20 protein-coding genes are annotated in these 19,424 nt (G+C 63.9%); 13 read left to right on the top strand and 7 right to left on the bottom strand.

The features are described from left to right. Window positions 1–17 precede the first annotated feature (17 nt). The 6 genes from BVU17_05605 to BVU17_05580 all read left to right on the top strand — a co-directional run bounded on the left by BVU17_05605 (window position 18) and on the right by BVU17_05580 (window position 3,846). Window positions 18–608, top strand: coding sequence for a protease (locus BVU17_05605; GenBank protein ID AUG47026.1), 591 nt, complete (start codon window positions 18–20; stop codon window positions 606–608). Window positions 609–835: 227 nt separating this feature from the next. Then, complete coding sequence (locus tag BVU17_05600) at window positions 836–1,060, top strand: nucleic acid-binding protein (protein AUG47025.1); 225 nt, start codon at window positions 836–838, stop codon at window positions 1,058–1,060. Window positions 1,061–1,391: 331 nt separating this feature from the next. Further along, complete coding sequence (locus BVU17_05595; protein ID AUG47024.1) at window positions 1,392–1,640, top strand: hypothetical protein; 249 nt, start codon at window positions 1,392–1,394, stop codon at window positions 1,638–1,640. Window positions 1,641–1,987: 347 nt separating this feature from the next. Then, window positions 1,988–2,680 carry a DtxR family transcriptional regulator gene (locus BVU17_05590; GenBank protein ID AUG47023.1) on the top strand — a complete coding sequence of 231 codons (693 nt, stop codon included), beginning with the start codon at window positions 1,988–1,990 and terminating at the stop codon, window positions 2,678–2,680. Beyond that, window positions 2,677–3,384, top strand: a complete 708-nt coding sequence (locus BVU17_05585; GenBank protein AUG47022.1) for a UPF0016 family membrane protein — start codon at window positions 2,677–2,679, stop codon at window positions 3,382–3,384. The genes BVU17_05590 and BVU17_05585 overlap by 4 nt, the downstream gene beginning before the upstream one ends. A 66-nt stretch (window positions 3,385–3,450) precedes the next feature. Next, window positions 3,451–3,846 carry a hypothetical protein gene (locus BVU17_05580; protein ID AUG47021.1) on the top strand — a complete coding sequence of 132 codons (396 nt, stop codon included), beginning with the start codon at window positions 3,451–3,453 and terminating at the stop codon, window positions 3,844–3,846. Window positions 3,847–3,921: 75 nt separating this feature from the next. Here the strand turns inward: BVU17_05580 and BVU17_05575 are convergent, their stop codons facing one another. Genes BVU17_05575 through BVU17_05565 form a run of 3 tightly spaced genes read right to left on the bottom strand, consistent with a single transcriptional unit; the run spans window position 3,922 to window position 6,784 of the window. Next, window positions 3,922–4,896 carry an ABC transporter permease gene (locus tag BVU17_05575; GenBank protein ID AUG47020.1) on the bottom strand — a complete coding sequence of 325 codons (975 nt, stop codon included), beginning with the start codon at window positions 4,894–4,896 and terminating at the stop codon, window positions 3,922–3,924. After that, the gene (locus BVU17_05570) at window positions 4,893–5,696 is read right to left on the bottom strand and encodes an ABC transporter ATP-binding protein (GenBank protein AUG47019.1); all 804 of its coding nucleotides are present in this window, start codon (window positions 5,694–5,696) and stop codon (window positions 4,893–4,895) included. Before BVU17_05570 ends, BVU17_05575 begins: the two co-directional genes overlap by 4 nt. 2 nt (window positions 5,697–5,698) lie before the next feature. Then, a complete protein-coding gene (locus BVU17_05565) occupies window positions 5,699–6,784 on the bottom strand; it encodes an adhesin (GenBank protein AUG47018.1) in 1,086 nt (361 codons plus the stop codon). Window positions 6,785–6,938: 154 nt separating this feature from the next. On the opposite strand from BVU17_05565, the gene BVU17_05560 reads away from it, so the two are divergent. The 3 genes from BVU17_05560 to BVU17_05550 all read left to right on the top strand — a co-directional run bounded on the left by BVU17_05560 (window position 6,939) and on the right by BVU17_05550 (window position 12,100). Then, on the top strand, window positions 6,939–7,529 hold the full coding sequence (locus BVU17_05560; GenBank protein ID AUG47017.1) for an ArsR family transcriptional regulator: 591 nt from the start codon (window positions 6,939–6,941) through the stop codon (window positions 7,527–7,529). A 127-nt stretch (window positions 7,530–7,656) separates the two neighbouring features. Further along, entirely contained in the window at window positions 7,657–10,293 is a 2,637-nt protein-coding gene (locus BVU17_05555) for an ATPase P (protein ID AUG47016.1), read from the top strand. A 52-nt stretch (window positions 10,294–10,345) separates the two neighbouring features. Beyond that, entirely contained in the window at window positions 10,346–12,100 is a 1,755-nt protein-coding gene (locus tag BVU17_05550; GenBank protein ID AUG47015.1) for a hypothetical protein, read from the top strand. A gap of 32 nt (window positions 12,101–12,132) precedes the next feature. Here the strand turns inward: BVU17_05550 and BVU17_05545 are convergent, their stop codons facing one another. Then, window positions 12,133–13,662, bottom strand: coding sequence for a cryptochrome/photolyase family protein (locus BVU17_05545; protein ID AUG47014.1), 1,530 nt, complete (start codon window positions 13,660–13,662; stop codon window positions 12,133–12,135). 170 nt (window positions 13,663–13,832) lie between these two features. Here BVU17_05545 and BVU17_05540 point away from each other — a divergent pair, with 170 nt between their 5' ends. Continuing rightward, on the top strand, window positions 13,833–14,408 hold the full coding sequence (locus BVU17_05540) for a halocyanin (protein ID AUG47013.1): 576 nt from the start codon (window positions 13,833–13,835) through the stop codon (window positions 14,406–14,408). A 22-nt stretch (window positions 14,409–14,430) separates the two neighbouring features. On the opposite strand, the gene BVU17_05535 is transcribed toward BVU17_05540, so the two are convergent. Then, window positions 14,431–14,733 (bottom strand): hypothetical protein, encoded by a 303-nt coding sequence (locus BVU17_05535; protein AUG47012.1) that lies wholly within the window; start codon window positions 14,731–14,733, stop codon window positions 14,431–14,433. Further along, window positions 14,730–15,092 (bottom strand): transcriptional regulator, encoded by a 363-nt coding sequence (locus BVU17_05530; GenBank protein AUG47011.1) that lies wholly within the window; start codon window positions 15,090–15,092, stop codon window positions 14,730–14,732. The genes BVU17_05535 and BVU17_05530 overlap by 4 nt, the downstream gene beginning before the upstream one ends. Window positions 15,093–15,409: 317 nt before the next feature. Here BVU17_05530 and BVU17_05525 point away from each other — a divergent pair, with 317 nt between their 5' ends. Beyond that, window positions 15,410–16,240 (top strand): halocyanin, encoded by an 831-nt coding sequence (locus BVU17_05525; GenBank protein ID AUG47010.1) that lies wholly within the window; start codon window positions 15,410–15,412, stop codon window positions 16,238–16,240. Between the two features lie 41 nt (window positions 16,241–16,281). Here the strand turns inward: BVU17_05525 and BVU17_05520 are convergent, their stop codons facing one another. After that, on the bottom strand, window positions 16,282–17,055 hold the full coding sequence (locus tag BVU17_05520; GenBank protein AUG47009.1) for a 2-hydroxyhepta-2,4-diene-1,7-dioate isomerase: 774 nt from the start codon (window positions 17,053–17,055) through the stop codon (window positions 16,282–16,284). A gap of 163 nt (window positions 17,056–17,218) precedes the next feature. Between BVU17_05520 and BVU17_05515 the strand changes: the two genes are divergently transcribed. Then, a complete protein-coding gene (locus BVU17_05515; protein ID AUG47008.1) occupies window positions 17,219–17,953 on the top strand; it encodes a prephenate dehydrogenase in 735 nt (244 codons plus the stop codon). After that, window positions 17,950–19,404 carry an SAM-dependent methyltransferase gene (locus BVU17_05510; protein ID AUG47007.1) on the top strand — a complete coding sequence of 485 codons (1,455 nt, stop codon included), beginning with the start codon at window positions 17,950–17,952 and terminating at the stop codon, window positions 19,402–19,404. The genes BVU17_05515 and BVU17_05510 overlap by 4 nt, the downstream gene beginning before the upstream one ends. The last annotated feature ends 20 nt before the right edge of the window (window positions 19,405–19,424 follow it).

Here is a 19,424-nt window from a genome sequence, read left to right as displayed (position 1 = left end):
TTTCAGTGGTGTTTCCAATGGGCAAAGACATCCTCATGATCGTCGGTGATTTCGGCGAAGACTACGAGATAATGGTGCCGTTCCAGGCGCTACAGATGGTCGGCCACGAGGTCGACGCAGTGTGTCCCGACAAAGCGGCCGAAGAGACGATCAAAACAGCGATACACGACTTCCGCGGCGACCAGACTTACATGGAGTCCCGCGGCCACGATTTCGTCCTCAACGCGACGATGGCCGACGTGAATCCCAGCGACTACGACGCGCTCGTCGTCCCCGGCGGGCGTGCCCCCGAGTATCTCCGGACGTATGACGAGGTGCTTGACGCTGTACGGCACTTCTTCGAGGAAGACAAACCAGTCGCGGCGCTGTGTCACGGTCCACAGATTCTCGCCGCCGCCGACGTACTGGACGGCTACGAGATGACATCGTACCCGGCCTGTCGCGCAGAGTGTGAGGCCGCCGGCTGTTCGTGGGTCGACGAAGTGGTCACCGACGGCAACCTCGTCACCGGGCAGGCCTGGCCCGACCACCCCGAGTGGCTCGCGCAGTTCATCGCCCTGCTCGGGGACGACGTGTCCCACGGCGAACCCATCCTCGCCGACGACTGAGACAACACACGAGTAGACGAATTCATAACAAACAAATAACCGGACCGTTTCCGTTCGTTGAGGCGGGTGGGAACTGGCATAGTGCACCATTACGTTCGCCCGCCTCGTTTTCCACAATTACAAAATATAACAGATTCCAGTAACGAACTGCCACCGCCAAGAAGGGACCGAGTGCGTGTCACAGTGCCACCAGATTTGTTATGCTGGGGAGAGAACAGTCGTGTGTAATGCCCTCCGACACCTCCCGAAACGACGACCGCGGCTGTCCGAAGTGCGGCCACACTGGCACTGACGTGGGTAGCATCTCAACCACCGGCGGCGGTCTCTCGAAGATGTTCGACATCCAGACGAACCAGTTCCAGGTCGTCACGTGTACGAACTGCGGCTACTCTGAACTATACCGTGACACCGGGTCCGCGGGCAGTGACCTGGCAGACATCTTCCTCGGGTGACGATGGCCGCCGTAAGCGGACTGTTCGTCGTGGTCGTGTTACTCGCACTGGTTGCACCGCTGGCCCTGTACGCGCTGGTCAGAAGCGAACACGACCAGCGGGTCGAGACGGACCGGGAGACTGCCGAACGGCTTGCCCGCCGCGATACGAACGACGAGGGTCGAACCCGGTGAGTGGCCCGGGCCGTCTCGTCGACCGCAGCGGCGAGTTGTTCACACAGTGATACAGCACCACGATTGTCAGAACGGCGCAAGGTTCGAATAAACTAAAAACAATGGGAAAGTGTACCGATGTCGAACCTTTTATCATAACACTCGCACAACGTCCGACCATGGTTGACAAAGAAGACCTCAGATCACAGTTCGTTGATGCGTTCGAGGAAGCTGACTACCCGATTTCCAGTCCGATGGACCTCGTTCCGGCACTTCCGGGCGGCCCGTCGACGAAGTTCGAGTCCGGTGACTTCTCGATGACAGCGATGGAACTGAACACGAAGCTCAACGGGGAGTTCCCGTACGAGAGTGTCGACGATTTCGTCGACGACGTCATGGCCTCGCTGGAAGATCAGGACCTCATCTAAACAGACCACACTGAATCCGACTGCGGTACCGCTTTTGCGCCACAACTCACAGGGTTCCGCAGAGGGCACCGGTCGCCGTCTCCGCGTACCCTTGAGGTTTATCAGGGCAACGTCCCTACCTAGGGTATGGTCGGTTTGTCGGGGATCGAGACGCTCGTTCGGACGTTCGGACCGTTTCTCATCCCCGCAACGCTGTTCGTTCTGGGTGCCATCGGCTATCTGTTTCTGTGGCTCCTGACCCGGAACCGACGGGAAACATACGCCGCCGACGAGTGACAGCAGGCGGCCGGGCGCACGAAGTTGTTGGAACCGTCAATTTTTTGCGTTAGATTCGTCTAATCCGGTGTATGCTGAGTGCCAAGATGGAGGATTATCTGAAAGCCATCTATCGCCTCGAGCGGGACGGCGACCCGCCGATTGCTCCGTCTACTATCGCCGAGATGCTGGACGTGACCGCACCGACCGTCACCAGTATGGTGGAAAAACTGGCCGACCGCGGGCTGATCGAACGCGAGAAGTACAAGGGCGTACAGACAACCCCGGAAGGCGAGACAGTCGCCCTCGAGATCATCCGCCATCACCGCCTGCTCGAGACGTTTCTCACCGAGCAGTTGGGGTACGACTGGGCCGAGGTCCACGAGGAAGCGGAGGTACTCGAACACCACATCAGCGAGGAGTTCGAGCGCCGAGTTGCGGCGGTCCTCGACGAACCGGAGTTTGACCCCCACGGGGACCCGATTCCCAGCGATTCGCTCGACCCCCTTGACGACGAGTCCGCGACGGCGCTGTCAGAGCACAGCGAAGGTGGGCGACTCGAAGTCGCACGTGTCCGGGACCGCGACCCCGACGAACTCACGTATCTCTCCGACGCCGGCGTCACGCCGGGGACCGTGTTGACTGTCGAGGAGGTCGCGCCCATCGGGATGGTGACGGTCCAGCTAGAGAGCGGGTCGTCAGTGTCGCTCCCGGACCACATCGCCGATGCGATTCAGGTCCGCGCACCGGATACGCAGGGCGAGGACGGAGTGAGTCAGGCGTGAGCGACGCGACGTGGCTGACAGTGGTCGCGATAGCAGCCGGTGCACAGCTTGCGGTCCTCCCCGGCGAGAAAGTACAGTTCATCATCGCCGGCCTGTCGACGCGGTTCAATCCGTTCCTCGTCGTCAGCGCCGCGGGCACCGCCTTCGCCGGCTGGACGGCACTGGAGATCTGGTTCGGCTCCGCAATCACGGCGGTACTACCCGGTATCGTTCTCGAAAGCCTCACCGCCGGGATGTTCCTGCTGTTCGCGATACTGCTGGTCCGCAGTGCCCCGGCAGCCGACACAGAGCAGCAGGAACCCGCGTCCGGGTTCACCACTGACGGCGGACAGCTAGACGTTCGCGTTCCCGTCGTCGACTGGCAAGTGCCGAACAAGCTCGGCGGCTTCCTGCCCATCTTCGCGATGATGGCCTTCGGCGAGTTCGGGGACAAGACCCAACTCATCACCATCACGCTTGCCGCTCAGTACAGCGCCCACGCCAGCGCTATCTGGACCGGGGAGATGCTCGCCATCATTCCAGTGAGCCTCGTCAACGCGCTGTTTTTCCACCGGTTCACCCACCGTTTCGACCTGCGGAAAGCGCACTTCCTCGGCGCAGGGCTGTTCCTGTTTTTCGCCGCGGACTTCGCCCTGAGCGTGACGATGGGGTTCTCGCTGTGGGAAACGATGGTCTCGACCATCGCGGCGCAGGCGGGTGTCTGAGACGAGCAGTTCGGCTGTCTTGAGCCGACAGAAGACTTTTGCTAAACGGTTGACCAGCCCCGGGTGATGCCCTCCAGACGGAGTATCCTCACAGCAGCAACACTCGCTGCCCTCTCGGGGTGTGTAGCACTCAGTCCTGCGAGCGCTCGACTTGCCGGCGTACGGCTAACCAACACCGGTTCAGCGACACATGAGTTCGAATTCACGGTCACGGTCGACCGCGAGACGGTGTACGAGGAGACACACACTGTGAGGGCTGGGGCAGACGGTGCAGTGGAACTGGACGATGCGCTGCCGGACAGACAGGGCAAAATAACGATAGCGACGGCCATCGCCGGGACCGATGTGTCGGCGGAGACGACGTTCGACGACGACGCGTGTTACGACATCATTGTCGAGTACACCGGGGACGACGTCGTCCACTGGCAGAGCGCGAGCAGCGACTGTGATGCGTTCCGGTGACTCGCCCGTCGGCCAGCGTGTCGCCGCCAGCCGTGGCTCTCAGTTGCACCCACCGCCCCCAGTCGAGACCGGCGTTCAGTCCTGACTGATGCTGTCAAGTTCCCGCGCTTCGTCCGGCGCGCCCCTCTGTCGGACCTTCCCGACGAGAACCGAGAGGACGTAGATCCCGACTGCGACGAGTACGATGACGCCGCCGGCTGTTGCACCGACGTAGTACGAGATACCGATGCCGAGCAGGACGGCGAGTTCGGCCAGCACAATCGAGACCAGCAGTGATTCCGAGAAGCTCCGGGACACCTGCGTCGCGCCGGCAACCGGGACGACCAGCATGGCCGCGACGAGGATGACGCCCATAATCTGCATCGCGCCGACCACGACGAGCGCCGTCAGCATCACCATAATCCGGTTGTACCAGGCGACCGGCAGTCCGGAGACGGCGGCGGCGGTTTCGTCAAACGTGACGTACAGCAATTGGTTTCTGGTGATCCCGACCGTTGCGACGATGACGCTGAACAGCCCGAGCATGATGACCGCGTTCTCGGCAGACACCGTCGAGAGGTTACCAAAGAGGTACTGATTGATACCCACGGCCAGCCCACCAGCGTTGAGGCTGATGAGAACCGTCCCAAGTGCGAACCCCGTTGAGAGGACAATCGCCATCGATACGTCGTTGTAGGCGTCGGTCGCCTCGGAGATTAGTTCGATGAGCAGCGCCGCGATGACGGCCACGACGACAGCGGTGAGATACGGCGACACGCTCAGTTCGAGGACGGCGTTGAGAAACAGCCCGACGGCAACGCCGGCGAAAGCCGTGTGGGCGAGTGCATCCCCGATGAGGGCGAGCTGGCGGTGGACAAGAAAAGTTCCGATGAGTGGTGCGATAACACCGACGCACAGCCCGACCAGTATCGCCCGGTACATGAACGTGTATTCGGGGTTGATAAGCTCCAGTCCGGTCAGGTGGTAGAGCAGTGCCAGAAGCCAGTACCACACGTCGAGGATCGGGACGAACGCCTCGTAGACGCCGCCGGCCGCAAACGCGAACGTCATCGGTTGCCTCCGGTCAACGACTGTGCACCCGTCCCGAACGCTCTGGCCAGCGCCGCACTGTCGGTGAATTCCGCCGATGGCCCGTCGAAGTAGATCTCCCGGTTCAGACAGATGACGCGCTCCGCGTGTTCGATGACGGCCTGCAGGTCGTGTTCGATAAGCAGGACGGTGATGCCCTCGGCGTGGAGCGATTCGAGCAGTCCGTAGAAGGCGTCGACTGATTCGGTGTCCACGCCGACGGTCGGTTCGTCCAGCACGAGCAGGTCAGCCTCACCCGCGAGCGCCCGAGCGATGAACGCACGCTGGCGCTGCCCGCCGGAAAGCTGGGTGATTCGCCGGTCGGCAAAGGCAGACATCCCGACCGTGTCGATGGCCCTGTCGACGATACGCCAATCGGCTGCGGAAAGACGTCCGAACCCGACGTGTGGGAACCGGCCCATCTTCACCACTTCGCGGACTGTGATGGGCATCTCCCGGCTCGCCCCGGCACGCTGTGCGACGTAGCCGACCTTGGCTCCGTCGTCGAACGCCGTCGCGTCGACGCCGAACAGCTTTGCAGTCCCGCTATCTGGCTCCAGCAGGCCGAGCAGCAACTGCATGAGCGTCGACTTGCCGGACCCGTTGGGGCCGACAACGGCGACGTACTCTCCGGCGTCGATGCTGACAGTGATGTCTTCGACGACAGGCGTGGACGTGTACCCGAACGACACGTCTGTGAGTTCGACGACTGATGACCTGCTTTCGTTCGAGTCGGTCGTCGCTTCGTCGGTATCGTCTCGGTGGTGTGAGCGCATGGCCATCTTTATTCGAAATTCCGCCACTTCTCGCTCCAGCCGTCGGGGCCCGCGTCTTCAGGAGCCGTGTTGCCCAGAACGACCTCGAACGTCGGCATATTTATCTGGTAAGCGATTTCCTCGTATCCCCAGCCGTTTTCGACCCACTCCTCACGGACGCCAGCATATGGCGTCACCGGGTAGTAGGCTTCGACCGGTGTTTCGGCGAGTAGCTGCTTCGCTGGTTTGCGCGTCTCGAAGACGCCGGCTCCGATGTACCGGATATCGTTGTCCTCGATGACCGCTTTCGCCTCAGTGATGTCAGAGGGTTTCACGTCACCGCTGGCAGCGAGGTTAACCACAAGCGGGCGCATCTCGACGCCATAGCGCGTTCCGATGTACTGGAATGCGTTGTGCGCCGCGAGCTGGACCACGTTTCTGTCGGCCCGGTCGAAAATATCGGCGTAGTCCGCGTCGATGCGGTCGAGGACCTCAGCGTTGTACGTCTCGGCGTTGTCCCGGAGCGTGTCTTCAGCGTCCGGGGCGAGCGCGACCAGCCCCTCGGTGATGTTGTCGACCGACTGTTTCGCGCGCTGTGGGTCAAGCCAGAAATGAGGGTCGCTGGCTCTGTTTTGCCCGACGCCCTCTTCGTCGCGGTCAAGGCTCGCCGCGAGCGATTCGAGTTCGATACCCTCGCGGACATTGATGAGGTCGGTATCGACGTTGTCGTCTTTGAGCGTCTGAATCGCGCGGTCGGCCCATGGCTGGAAGTCCGGGCCGACGTGGATGAACGCGTCCGCGTCGATGATATCTCGCGTGATCCCGGCGTCCGGTTCCCAGCCGTGGCCGTGCAACCCAGTCGGGATGAGGTTCTTGACCGTTATCGGCGTCCCGCGTGCGACCTTGCGGGCGAAGTCGTAGAAGCTGAAGAACGACGCGACCGCAACCGGTCCGTCCGAACCGTCCGTCCCGCCGCTGCTAGTCGATGCCGCCTCTCTCCCGCCGCCGGTCAGGCAGCCGGCAAAGCCGGTCGCAAGGGCTCCGGCTCCGGCACTGAGTGCCTGCCTGCGGGTGACTCCATACGGCCGCTCGTCGCAGGGTTGGTTAGTTTCCATGTGTGGCTTGCTGTCGGAGAAGAATATAACAGTTTCCATCTAACTATAGTATTAGACTAGTCTAATTCGCAAGCCAGCTCGTACCTGAAGGCAGCTCTGTGGCACAGACGCGGGTGGACACAACACATAAACCGGCGCTGGAAGTTGGTCCGGTATGCCCGGACTCGACGACACGGACCACGAAATTCTCCGACTGCTACTCGAAGACGCGAGGCGACCATACAGCGACATCGCTGAACGAGTTGACCTCTCGGCCCCTGCCGTCTCCGATCGGGTCGACAGGCTCGTCGAAATGGGACTGATACAGGGATTTACCGTCGATATCGACCGCTCACTGCTACAGGCCGGCGTGCCGGTTCTGATCGAAGTCACTGCGAAGCCGGGTCGGGCCGCCGACATCGCTACAGCGGTCAGCGACGCAGACGCCGTCGAGCGGGTCTATCGGACCGCTGGTGGCCGAGTCGTACTGGTGGCGAACGTCTCTCAGGCCGACGCGAGCGACCTCCTCTCCCAACACGTCGACCTCGGGGACGTGGATCGCTACGAGGTCCGGATGATTGCGGACACCGAATGGACCGCCGGGCTGGGTGCGGCGGAGTTCGCGCCCGACTGCGCGGAGTGTGGCAACTCCGTCGACGAGGAGGGGGAACAGCGAACGCTCGGCGGGGAGCGGTACTACTTCTGCTGTGGCTCCTGTGCCGAGCGGTTCGTCGACCAGTACGAATCGCTCAAAGAAGGGGCCTGAACCGGTTCGGGGTTCAGAATGGAAACTTATCGGCTATTCGAGTTTAGTTCTAAATTAAGCAGCCGGGTCTGACCTTCGAGTCAAAGGGACAAACCGCATGAATACGGGGGGCGTACAGTAAGACAAGATGAGCAACCGGACCACCCGGCTCGAACTGACGGGAATGAGTTGTGCCAACTGCGCGGGCACCATCGAAGAGTCGGTGGGCGAACTGGACGGGATTACATCCGTCGACGCGAACTACGCCACCGACGAGGGGAGCGTCGAGTACGACCCCGATGTGGTATCGCTAGCTGATATCGTCACTGCCGTACAGGACGCTGGCTACGGCGTGGCGACGGAGACGGTGACCATCGGCATCACCGATATGTCGTGTGCGAACTGCGCGGAGGCAAACGAGGAGGCGCTGGAGGAGACTGCAGGCGTCATCGAAGCCAGCGTGAACTACGCCACCGACGAAGGTCAGGTCACCTACAACCCGGCCGACGTGTCGCGTTCGGACCTCTACGACGCTATCGAATCCGCCGGCTACACGCCCGTAAGAGAGAGCAGCGAGAGTGCAAACGCCGACGACAGCGACGGCGGTGAGCAGTCCGGCGCTGATCGCCGCGCCGCCGCGCGCAACGAGGAGACGCGCAGACAACTTCGGCTCACGCTGTTTGGAGCGGTTCTCTCGGCCCCCCTCTTGCTGTTCATGGCGGACCACCTGTTCTCGCTCGGGCTCGTCCGCGAGACGATTCTGGGCGTCCCACAGGGCTGGGTCGCCTTCGCGCTGGCGACGCCGGTCCAGATACTCCTTGGCAAGCCCTTCTACGAGAACTCCTACAAGGCGCTTGTCAATAACGGGCGGGCGAACATGGATGTCCTCATCGCACTGGGGTCCTCGACGGCGTACCTCTACTCAGTGGCCGCGCTGGCGGACCTCATCGCGAGCACGGGGCTGTACTTCGATACGGCCGCGCTGATTCTCGTCTTCATCACGCTCGGGAACTACCTCGAAGCCCGCTCGAAAAGTCAGGCCGGGGCCGCCATCCAGCAGCTCCTGGAAATGGAGGCCGACACGGCAACGGTCGTCCGCGAGGACGGCAGCGAGGAAGAGATTCCTATCGACGAGGTCGGGGTCGGCGACCGGCTGAAGGTCCGGCCGGGCGAGAAGGTGCCGACCGACGGCGTCGTCGTCGACGGCGACTCGGCGGTCGACGAGTCGATGGTGACCGGCGAGTCCGTCCCGGTCGAGAAAGGCGAGGGCGACGAGGTCATCGGCTCGACGGTGAACCAGAACGGCGTCCTCGAAATCGAGGCGACGAAGGTCGGCTCCGAGACGGCCATCCAGCAGATAGCCGAGCGGGTCCGGCAGGCCCAGTCACGCCAGCCCGACATCCAGAACGTCGCCGACCGCATCTCGGCGTACTTTGTCCCGGCGGTCATCGGCAACGCCGTCCTCTGGGCAGTGCTGTGGGCGGTCGTGCCGGAGACGCTGGCGGCCGTCGTCGACGCGCTCCCGCTGTGGGGGCTGGCCGCGGGCGGCCCGGCCGGCGTCGGTGTGAGCGAGTTCGCGGTCGTCGTGTTCGCCTCTGCCGTCCTGATCGCCTGTCCCTGTGCGCTCGGACTTGCGACGCCCGCCGCGACGATGGTCGGGACGGCTATCGGCGCGCGCAACGGCGTCCTGTTCAAGGGCGGGGACGTGCTCGAACGCGTCCACGAGGTCGACACGGTCGTCTTCGACAAAACGGGGACGCTGACGAAAGGCGAAATGGAACTCACGGACGTGGAAGTCGTCGGTCCCGCTACGGACGGCGGGACGCTCAAGCCCGGGCGCGAGCTGACCGAAGAGTTCGTCCTCGAAGTCGCAGCCAGCGCCGAACACGCCAGCGAGCACCCGCTGGCCGAGGCTATCGTCGAGGGCGCGCGCGACCGGGGCATCGAGGTCGAGGACCCCGACGCGTTCGAGAACATCCCCGGCCAGGGCGTGAAAGCGACGACGCGCCACGGTCGCGTCCTCGTCGGCAACCGAAAACTGCTGTCCGAGGCCGGCGTCGACACCGCTCCGGCAGAGGACCGGATGGACACACTCGAGCGAGAAGGGAAGACGGCGATGCTGGTCGCGCTGGCCGAGGACGAAGGCGATGACGGCATCGAGGGCGACGGCGACCCGGACTACCGCCTCATCGGTATCGTCGCCGACGCAGACACGGTTAAAGAATCCGCCAAAGCTGCAGTCAGTGGCTTGCGCGAGCGGGGGCTTGGCGTCTGGCTCATCACCGGCGATAACGAGCGGACTGCCCGCGCTGTCGCCGAGGAAGTCGGCATCGACCCCGACAACGTGATGGCCGACGTGTTGCCGGAAGACAAGGCCGACGCCGTCGACGACCTCCAGAGCGACGGCGACCAGGCGATGATGGTCGGCGACGGCGTCAACGACGCGCCCGCGCTGGCGGCCGCGAGCGTCGGCTGTGCCATCGGTTCCGGGACCGATGTGGCAATCGAAGCCGGGGACGTGACGCTGCTCCGGGACGACCCCGCCGACGTGGTGAAGGCCATCCGAATCTCCGAGGCCACGCTCCAGAAGATCAAGCAGAACCTGTTCTGGGCGCTGGGGTACAACACGGTGATGATTCCGCTGGCTTCGCTGGGACTCCTTCAGCCGGTGCTCGCCGCCGCCGCGATGGCCGCCTCGTCCGTGTCCGTTCTCGCGAACAGCCTCGCATTCCGCCGGTACACGCCGGATTCGGCGTATCGGCTGTTGGGCTTCCTCCGGCGCTGAGCGGGGACCGTCTCCAGCAGACTCATTTGTCGCCGGGCCTCAGTTGCGAACAGTGACTGCTGAGGAGCGTGTCGCCGACGAGCCGACGGGACAGACAGTGTCACAGCCAGGCGGCGTCGGCGTTCGGCTCCGGGCGCTCTGGCGGGCGCTGGTCATCGTCTGGCAGTTCGTCCCGCTGCTCTGGCAGTGGGGCCGGGACCGCAAGCGGTACCTTCTGTTCGGACGGTCCCGGACAGTGGCCCCCGAAACCCGGACGCGGCGCGCACGCTACCTGAAAGACACCTTTGTCGACCTCGGCCCGGCGTTCATCAAACTCGGACAGATGTTGTCGACCCGGCCCGACGCGCTGCCGCGAGCGTACGTCGACGTGCTCTCTGAACTGCAGGACAACGTCCCACCGGACGCGTGGGCGACCATCGAGCCCGTCATCGAACGGGAACTGGGCAACGATATCGACGCGCTGTTCGAGGAGTTTGACACCACGGCGATTTCCGGGGCGTCGCTCGGGCAGGTGTACGAAGCACGCGTCGACGGCCAGCGGGTCGCTGTGAAAGTGCTTCGACCCAACATCAGAACGCGCGTCGAGTCCGACCTGCGCGTACTGTCGACGCTGCTACCAGTGCTCACCTACGGCGCGGACCCGGGTCAGGCGTTCACGCTGGAAAACCTCACCGAGGAGTTCGCAACGACTGTCCGCCGGGAGATGGACTACGGCCACGAGGCGCGGATGCTTCGGGAGATTGGCGACAACTTCGCAAACGACGACGACATCGCCATCCCGGATGTCGTCGAGAGCCACTCGACGGACCGCGTGCTGACGATGACGTACCTCGACGGGGTGAAGATCGACGACGTGGAGCGGCTGGACGACCTCGGCATCGACAGGCCGGCACTCGTCCGGCGGCTCGAAGAGGTGTACATCCAGATGATCGTCGAGGACGGCCTCTTTCACGCCGATCCACATCCCGGGAATCTGGCGGTCCAGTCAGACGGGACGCTCGTGTTCTACGATTTCGGGATGACCGGCTACCTCGGTCCCCGGACGCAGGACCAACTGCTTGACTTCTACGTCGGACTGGCGACTGATGACGTGGACCGCGTGATGGACGCCTTCGTCGAGATGGGCGCGCTAGACCCGATGGCCGACCGCGGGGTGATGCGGGAGGCGTTCGACATCGTCATCGAACAGTTCCGCGGGGAAGACATCAGTGAGTACCGCATCGAGCAGCTAGTGGGCCAGTTTGAGACGCAACTGTACGAGTTTCCGATGCGGCTCCCGCAGGACCTGGCGCTGGTGGTTCGGGTGACGACGGTCCTCGAAGGCGTCTGTCGGACGCTCGACCCCGAGTTCGACTTCATCGAAATCATTTCCGAGTACGTCATGGAGCGAGGTGCTGTGAACGACGTGCGAGAGCAGGTGCAAACAGAGCTAGAGGACGCGGTGACATCGTCGACCCGATCAGCGGTGCGGACAGCGCCGAAGGTGGAGGACACACTTGACAGAGTCGAGCGCGAAGAACTGCTCGTCAAGACCGTCCTCGAAGACTCCGACGGACTGAGCCGGGTGCTCGCCAAGCGGCTTCTGCTCGGTATCGTCGCCAGTGCCGGCGTGCCGGTGAGTGCCTACCTCTACACCGTGAGCGGGCTTCAGCCTGCAGCTCTCGCACTGGGCGGGAGCGCAGCGGTGGTCGGAGTTCTCGCGTGGTCGTTCCGCCGGAGTCGCGGACCGGCGCTGTCGTCACCGCAGTTCACTCGCCACGAAATGCGACAGCGGCAGGCGACTGACGGTACAGAGGGAGAAGAGTAGCCCCCAAACCCGCGTTCAGGCCGCAGCGGCGCTCAGAGTTCGCCCTCGGCCGCCATGTCCCGAATTTCCGTGGCCCGCTCGCGGATCTCCGTGAGTTCCTCGTCGCTTTTGTTGTCGACGTGGCTGTACATCAGCCCCATCCGGTGGTTCGACCGGAGCGTCTCCTCGTTGCGGTCGAGGAAGTCCCAGTACAGCGCGTTGAACGGGCAGGCTCCGTCACCCGTGGTCTTCGTTTTGTAGTACGGACAGCCCGAGCAGTAGTCGCTCATCTTGTCCACGTAGTTCGCCGACGAGGCGTAGGGCTTGGTGGCGAACACGCCCGCGCCGTACAGTCCCATCTCGACGACGTTCGGCGTCGTCACCCAGTGGAAGGCGTCGACGTAGCCCGCGTGGAACCACCGGTTCAGCTGTGCCGGCTCGACGCCGTAAATAAGCCCGAAGTTGGCGAGAATCATCAGCCGCTCGATGTGGTGTGAGTACCCGCGCTCCCGGACCCCGTCGACCACGTCGGAGAGACAGGCCATGTCGGTGTCACCGTCCCAGTAGAAATCCGGCAGGGCCTCGCTCGCGCCGAGCTGGTTCGCCTCGCCCAGCTCCGGCATCTCCCGGCGGTAGACGTGCCGGAGGAACTCACGCCAGCCCAGCACCTGGCGGACGAACCCCTCGACGCTGTTGAGCGGCGCGTCTCCGCCCTCGTAGGCGGCGATAGCGCGCTCGATGACCTCCGCAGGGCCGAGGAGTCCCAGATTGAGCGACGTGGAAAGCAGACTGTGGCTCATCGCCCACTCGTCCTCTAACATCGCGTCCTGATACGAGCCGAACTCAGTCAACCGGTCCGTGACGAAGTGGTCCAGCGCGCGGACGGCCTGCCGACGAGTGACCGGCCAGCGGAACGGGTCTGGGTCAGCCCAGTCACCGCCGTAGGGCCGCTCGTCGTAGCTTCCCTCGAAGGTCGTTTCGACCCACTCGACGACGTTCCGGGTCACGTCGTCGGGCTCGAACTGCGGGGGGTCCGCTGGCGTCCACCCATCGGGCGGCGTCTCACGGTTCTGGTCGTCGTAGTTCCACTCGCCGCCGACGGGGTCGCCGTTCGCCATCAGGTAGCCCGTCTCACGGCGCATGAACCGATAGAAGTCCTCGTGACGGTAGCGACCGTCACTACTGCACCAGTCGTCGAACTGTGACGGTGAGCAGAGGAAGCGTTCGTCGGCGACAAACTCGACAGTTCCGCCGGCATCAGCGACCAGCGATTCGAGACGCGACTGTGCAGACTCAGTCTGTGGTCGGTGGGTGACGAGCGTGTCGTCAGGGGTGGCTTCGAAATGTGCTGCCAGTCCGTCCTCGAAGGTCGCTGCTCGCTGGTAGCGGACCGGTCGGCCGTCGTCGCGCAGTTCGTCGCGGAAATGCCGCATCGCGCTGAACAGCAGAATCAGCTTGTGTGGGTGGTACGGTAACTTGCGAGCGAACGACTCCGATTCTATCAGAAGCACCGGTTCGTCAGGTCGTCGAGCGACGGGACCGGACCGCCGGACAAGGTGGTCTCCGCGAAGCCAGACAGTCATCGACAAACAGACACTCCCATTAGTTCCACTACGGGCCTGTATCAGCATCAATCCCCGTCCGAACTGTGTTGGTATTCCGGGACAGCGGAGCGGTCAAAACCTCAATTATTGTTTCTTGATAAACGACAGAAACGACTCGCTTATACGTGCACAGTCATAAGTTTAAATGCATGACAGACGACCTCGACAGGCGGACGTTCATCCGCACGACGGCAGCCGTATCAGGCGCTGGACTCCTCGCTGGCTGTGGCGGGTCCGGCGGCGATGGCGGCAGTGGCGGCGATGGTGGCAGCGACGAAACGGAGGCCACCGACGCCGAGGAGATGGAAACCACTGATGCCGAGTCAATGGACACCGAGAGCAGCGGGGGAGTGGAAACCGCCGAAGCGCCGGGCGAGGTCGCGGACTACGTCGGCGACTCGTCGAACTTCGATGGCTCCATGGTCGTGATGACCGACCAGGACGAGGTCACAGTCGCTGTCGGGGCCGAGGGCAACGGCGGCGCGTTCGCCTTCGACCCGCCAGCGGTCAACGTCTCGACCGGAACGACGGTTGTCTGGGAGTGGACCGGCGAAGGAGCCGGCCACAACGTCAAATCCGAGGGCGACGGCCCGCTCGACTCGGGCTCGGCTGTCGCAGAGGAAGGGACCACCTACGAGTACACGTTCGAAGAAACCGGCACCTACCTCTACAACTGCGTCCCGCACAAGGCGCTCGGGATGGTCGGCGCAGTCGTCGTCGAATAACGGATCGCTGTCTGGCAGATTTTTATCGTGTTACCAGCGCGGAGCGGCTGGTGACGTACAGCGAGTACGCGATGACCGCGAAGCCGACCGCGGTGAGCGCGTTCTCGACTATCAGCGCGACGTCGGTCGGTAAGCCAAACAGCTGGTCTGCGACGCCGGCGAGCAACGAGCCGACAGTAATCGTCGCGAATCCGACGGCGAGATACGTGAGTCCGGTGGCCCTCGTTTTCACTGCTGCGCGAACAGCGAAGTAGGTGATAAGCCCACCGAGTAACACTGTCACAGTCTTGAATCCGATGACGATGAGTGGGATATCTGCGTTCATAGTTCCTCGCTGACACGAGACCACAGGAGGGCGAGCCGATCACTCGGCCGCTCCTCGGTCGGCAGAACGTCGACCTCGAACGCGCCGTCGGCGTCGATACCAACGAACACACCGTCACAATCCCGGACGTACGCCGTCGCGTGATGGCCGTCGGCACGCACCTCTGTTTCCTCGGCGACCAGTTCGGCCTCGCTCAATTGTTCGAGCTTCCGGTAGGTGCTTGTCTGGGGAAGATCACAGACCGAGGCGACCTCCTTGGCTGGCAACGGCTCGTCGAGCACCCTGAGTATGTCGCGACAGTCAGGGTCGGCGAGAGCGTCGAACAGCGCCTGTGTCTCGCTCGCGTCGTTGTGTGCCACGGAGGGGCCCTCTCAGGGAACAGGTGGAGGTGGTTCTGTGGACGGTTCGGTTTCGATATGACGGGGCAACGACGGGAATCCTGTGGGATACTTCGACCCGATGTCCTGCGGTACCCCGGTAGCAGTTTCCTGTCAGTGTCGGAAATATAAAACACCCTCAGATAAAGGGCGACCGTTTGTTTCCAGAATCTGGAAAGGGCACACTCCCTTTTCTATCATCGAATGACAACAGCTAGATTGCTATGCAACGGCCCTCCACTCGCAGACAGTTTCTCGCAGGCACAGGGTTGACAGCGCTCGCCGTTACCGCCGGGTGCGTGTCCTCGGGAAGTAGTTCGAAACCAGCGGCCGAAACCGGAACAGCGACCGAAACTGCGACGCCAACCACGACGCCTGAACAGACGCCTGAACCGACGCCTGAACCGACGCCTGAATCGCTTGACGACTGGCTTGATGATGCCAACGGCTACGACGGCGAACCCCACAGGTACGGCCCCGAGTCCCGGCCAACAATCCTGGTTGGACAGGAGACGGATGGCGGACTAGCATTCAGCCCACCGGCCATAGAAGTCCCACCGGGGACGATAGTCCGCTGGGACTGGACTGGGCACGGCGGTCAGCAGAACGTAGTCGCCGTAGACGGTACCTTTGACAGCGGCCGAACAAACGCCCAGCCCGGGACGGGGTATCACTACTTCTTCGAGGAGACCGGCGAGTACCGCTACGTCTCCGAACCGCATCGCGACGATGGGATGAAGGGTGCGATTATCGTGAAAGAGCCACCGTCTTCAGGCAACACAGAGGTCGACGAGTGGCTCGTAGAATCCAGTAACTTCGACGGCACCATTATCGATCGGACCGGCACTGACACGGCAACTGTCACAACCGGCGCGGAAGGCAACGGCGGGGGGTTCGCGTTCGACCCCCCGGCGCTGAAGGTTTCGACTGAGACGACCGTCCGCTGGGAGTGGACCGGCGAGGGGGGTCCCCACAACATCGTCTCAAAGGGAGATGGGCCGCTCGATTCGGAACTCGTCGCCGAAGACGGAAGCGCTTATCAGCACACCTTCGAGGAAACCGGGACCTACCTGTACTCGTGTAAACCGCACCAAGGCCTGGGGATGAGAGGCGCAATCATTGTCGAATAGTAATCGTCGTCGAACCGCGTCGGAACGGACATGTCGGTCGCCTACGGAATCTTGACGCTGTGTTTGAGCGTCCCGATACCTTCGATTTCGACTTCGACTTCGTCGCCGTCTTCCATCGGGCCGACGCCCTCCGGCGTCCCCGTGGCGATGACATCGCCGGGTTCCAGCGTCATGTATGACGTTATTTCGGCGATCAGTTCGGGGACGGAGAAGATGAGGTGGTCGCGAGAGGAGGACTGCTTCGTCTCGCCGTTGAGACGGAGTTCGATGCTGGCGTCTTCGGGGACGTGTTCTGGGGTGGCCACGAGTGGGCCGATGGGACAGGCGTTGTCGAAGGCCTTCCCGCGGACCCAGTTCTGTTCCTGGCGCTGGTCGTCGCGGTTCGAGATGTCGTTGACGCAGGTGTACCCTGCGACGACATCCATCGCGCCCGATTCGCTGACGTTCCGGCACTGCTCGCCGATGACAACGCCGAGTTCCGCCTCGTAGTCGATGCGCTCCTTCCCCGAGGGCATCGTGAGGTGCTTGCCGTGCGAGGCGACGGCGTTTGGCGCTTTGAGAAACAGCATCGGCCGGTCCGGGAGCTCCGAGTCCATCTCCTCGGCGTGGTCGGCGTAGTTGCGCCCGATGCAGACGACTTTCGTCGGCTCGCAGGGCGGCAGGATATCCACCTCGTCGGGGTCGTAGGACTCGTCGCCAAAGGCGATACGGCCGTACGGTCCGGCGGCGGCGGTGACGACGGGCTCACCGTCCTCGACGGTCCAGCGACCCCCCCGGACGTTCCCCGCGGTATCACGGAATCGAACGCGCTTCATGTCACCGTTCTCTCAGGGCCGACAGATAAGCGTTTAGGAGGGGGAAACCGGACTACAGCGGGCTGTTCGACGGCTGTCTACCCGTCCATCGTCACCTGCGGTGTCGCGGCGAGCAGAAGCGTGACCGAACGGCTTTTGAGACGGGACGGGCTACGCTGGGCCGATGAACGTCCTCGTCGTCGGTGCCGGCGCGATGGGCCGGTGGTTCGCCCGCACGGTCCGGACTCACGCCGACGCGTCCGTCGCCTTCACCGACCTCGACCAGTCGGCCGCTGAAGCCGCCGCTGACGCGGTCGGCGGGCGCGCTGTTGCCAGCGACGCGGCCGAGACTTTCGACGTGGTCTGTGTCGCCGTGCCGATGCCCGTCGCCGGGGCGGCCATCGACGAGTTCGCGCCGCTCGCCGCGGGCGCGGTCGTCGACGTGACCGGGAGCATGGCGACCCCCGTCGCGGCGATGCGCGAGGCCGTGCCCGACGGCCAGCGGCTGAGCCTCCACCCGCTTTTCGCCCCCGAGAACGCGCCCGGCAACGTCGCCGTCGTCGCCGACGCGCCGGGGCCCGAGACCGAGGCCGTCGTCGACGCACTCGGGGCGGCCGGGAACAACTGCTTCGAGACGACGGCGGCGGAACACGACGAGGCCATGGAGACGGTCCAGGCCAGCGCCCACGCGGCCGTGCTCGCGTTCGCGATGGTCGCCGACGACGTGCCCGACCGGTTCCAGACGCCGGTTTCGGCCGGCCTGTTCGACCTCGTCGAGCAGGTCACCGGCGGCGACCCGCGGGTGTACGCCGACATCCAGGACGCCTTCGACGGCGCGGACGCCGTGGCCGACGCGGCCAGGGAACTCGCCGACGCCGACGCAGACACCTTTGAACAGCTGTACGAGCGACTCTCATGAACCAGGACACACGAAAGCAGATACGCGAGAACGCCCAGTACCTCCGGAACGTCCGGCCGCTGGACCCCGAGGAGCTACACGAGTACGTCGAGGGCCAGCCCCACCCCGCCGTCGTGAGGCAGGTGCTCCGGGAGGAGGCGTTCGACCTCGGACTCGTCGAGCGCGAGGACGGGACCTTCGTCCCGGCACCTGAGGAACGGCTCTCGGTGACTTTCGACGGCGTCGACCGGTTCCCCGACCGCTACGAACAGCAGGTCATCGACCTGCTGACGGAGTGGGGCGGGCTGGAGTGGCACAGCGGCGACAGCGGCGACCAGCTCCGCGAGCGCATCCGCGACATCAAGGAGCGGTACCTCCGCGGGCAGGCCGTCGAGTACGACGAACTGACGGCGCTTGGCTACGCCGTCTACCACCTCCCGGACTACTACGCCGTGGCGAAGTACGTCCTCGCGGACCTCGCCGCCGACGGCCTGCTCCCGTCACAGCTTCGAGTGCTGGACGTGGGGGCCGGCGTCGGCGGCCCGGCGCTGGCCCTGCGGGACCTGCTCCCCGACGACGCCCTGCTCGACTATCACGCGGTCGAACCCAGCGCCGCTGCGGACGTGCTGGAACACCTTCTAGAGGACAGCAGCGGGAACGTCCGCTGGGAGATTCACCGGGAGACGGCGGAGGCGTTCGACCCGGCGTCGCCGTTCGAGGGCGACGGCAGTGATGGGACCGGAGACGGGAACGGCGACGCCGGCTACGACCTCGTCATCTTCGGGAACGTCCTCAGCGAACTCGACGACGCGGCGGCGACGCTCTACCGGTACGTCGAGGCGATCGCCGACAACGGGACGTTGCTGGCGCTGGCTCCGGCCGACCGCAACACGGCGATACAGCTCCGAACCGTCGAACGGGAGGTGGCCGACGGCGGCCCAGCAACGGTGTACGGGCCGACGGTGCGGCTCTGGCCCCACCAGTCCCCCGACAGCGAGTCGTGGTCGTTCGACCGCAAGCCGGACATCGCGGTTCCGACGATGCAAAAACGGCTCGACGACGCCGGTGGCGGCACGGGCGAGTTCGTCAACACGGACGTGCAGTTCGCCTACAGCGTCCTGCGAACCGACGGGAAGCGAACGCACGACGTGACGCCGGACCGCGGCATTCACGCACCGATGGCCGACGCCGAGAACTACGTCACCGACCGGGTGAACTTTCTGGGCGTGAAGCTCAGCCACGACCTCGCCGAGCGGGAGGGCGCAAACCCGCTGTACTTGCTCGGAGACGGGAGCCAGCAGGTCGACCACTTCGCCGTCCTCACAGAGGCGTCGATACTGAACGAAGACCTCCGGAAAGCCGACTACGGCGACCTGCTGTCCTTCGAGAACGCGCTGGTCCTGTGGAACGACGACGAGGAGGCGTACAACGTCGTCGTCGACGGCGAGACGGTTGTCGACCGAGCGCGCTAGCGGTGGGCTTTTCTCGCAGA

The sequence above is a fragment of the Haloarcula taiwanensis genome, from assembly GCA_002844335.1.
Taxonomy (GTDB): Archaea; Halobacteriota; Halobacteria; order Halobacteriales; family Haloarculaceae; genus Haloarcula; species Haloarcula taiwanensis.
The sequence above is the reverse complement of the archived record's forward strand: the minus strand, read 5'-3'. Positions and strand labels throughout refer to the sequence as shown.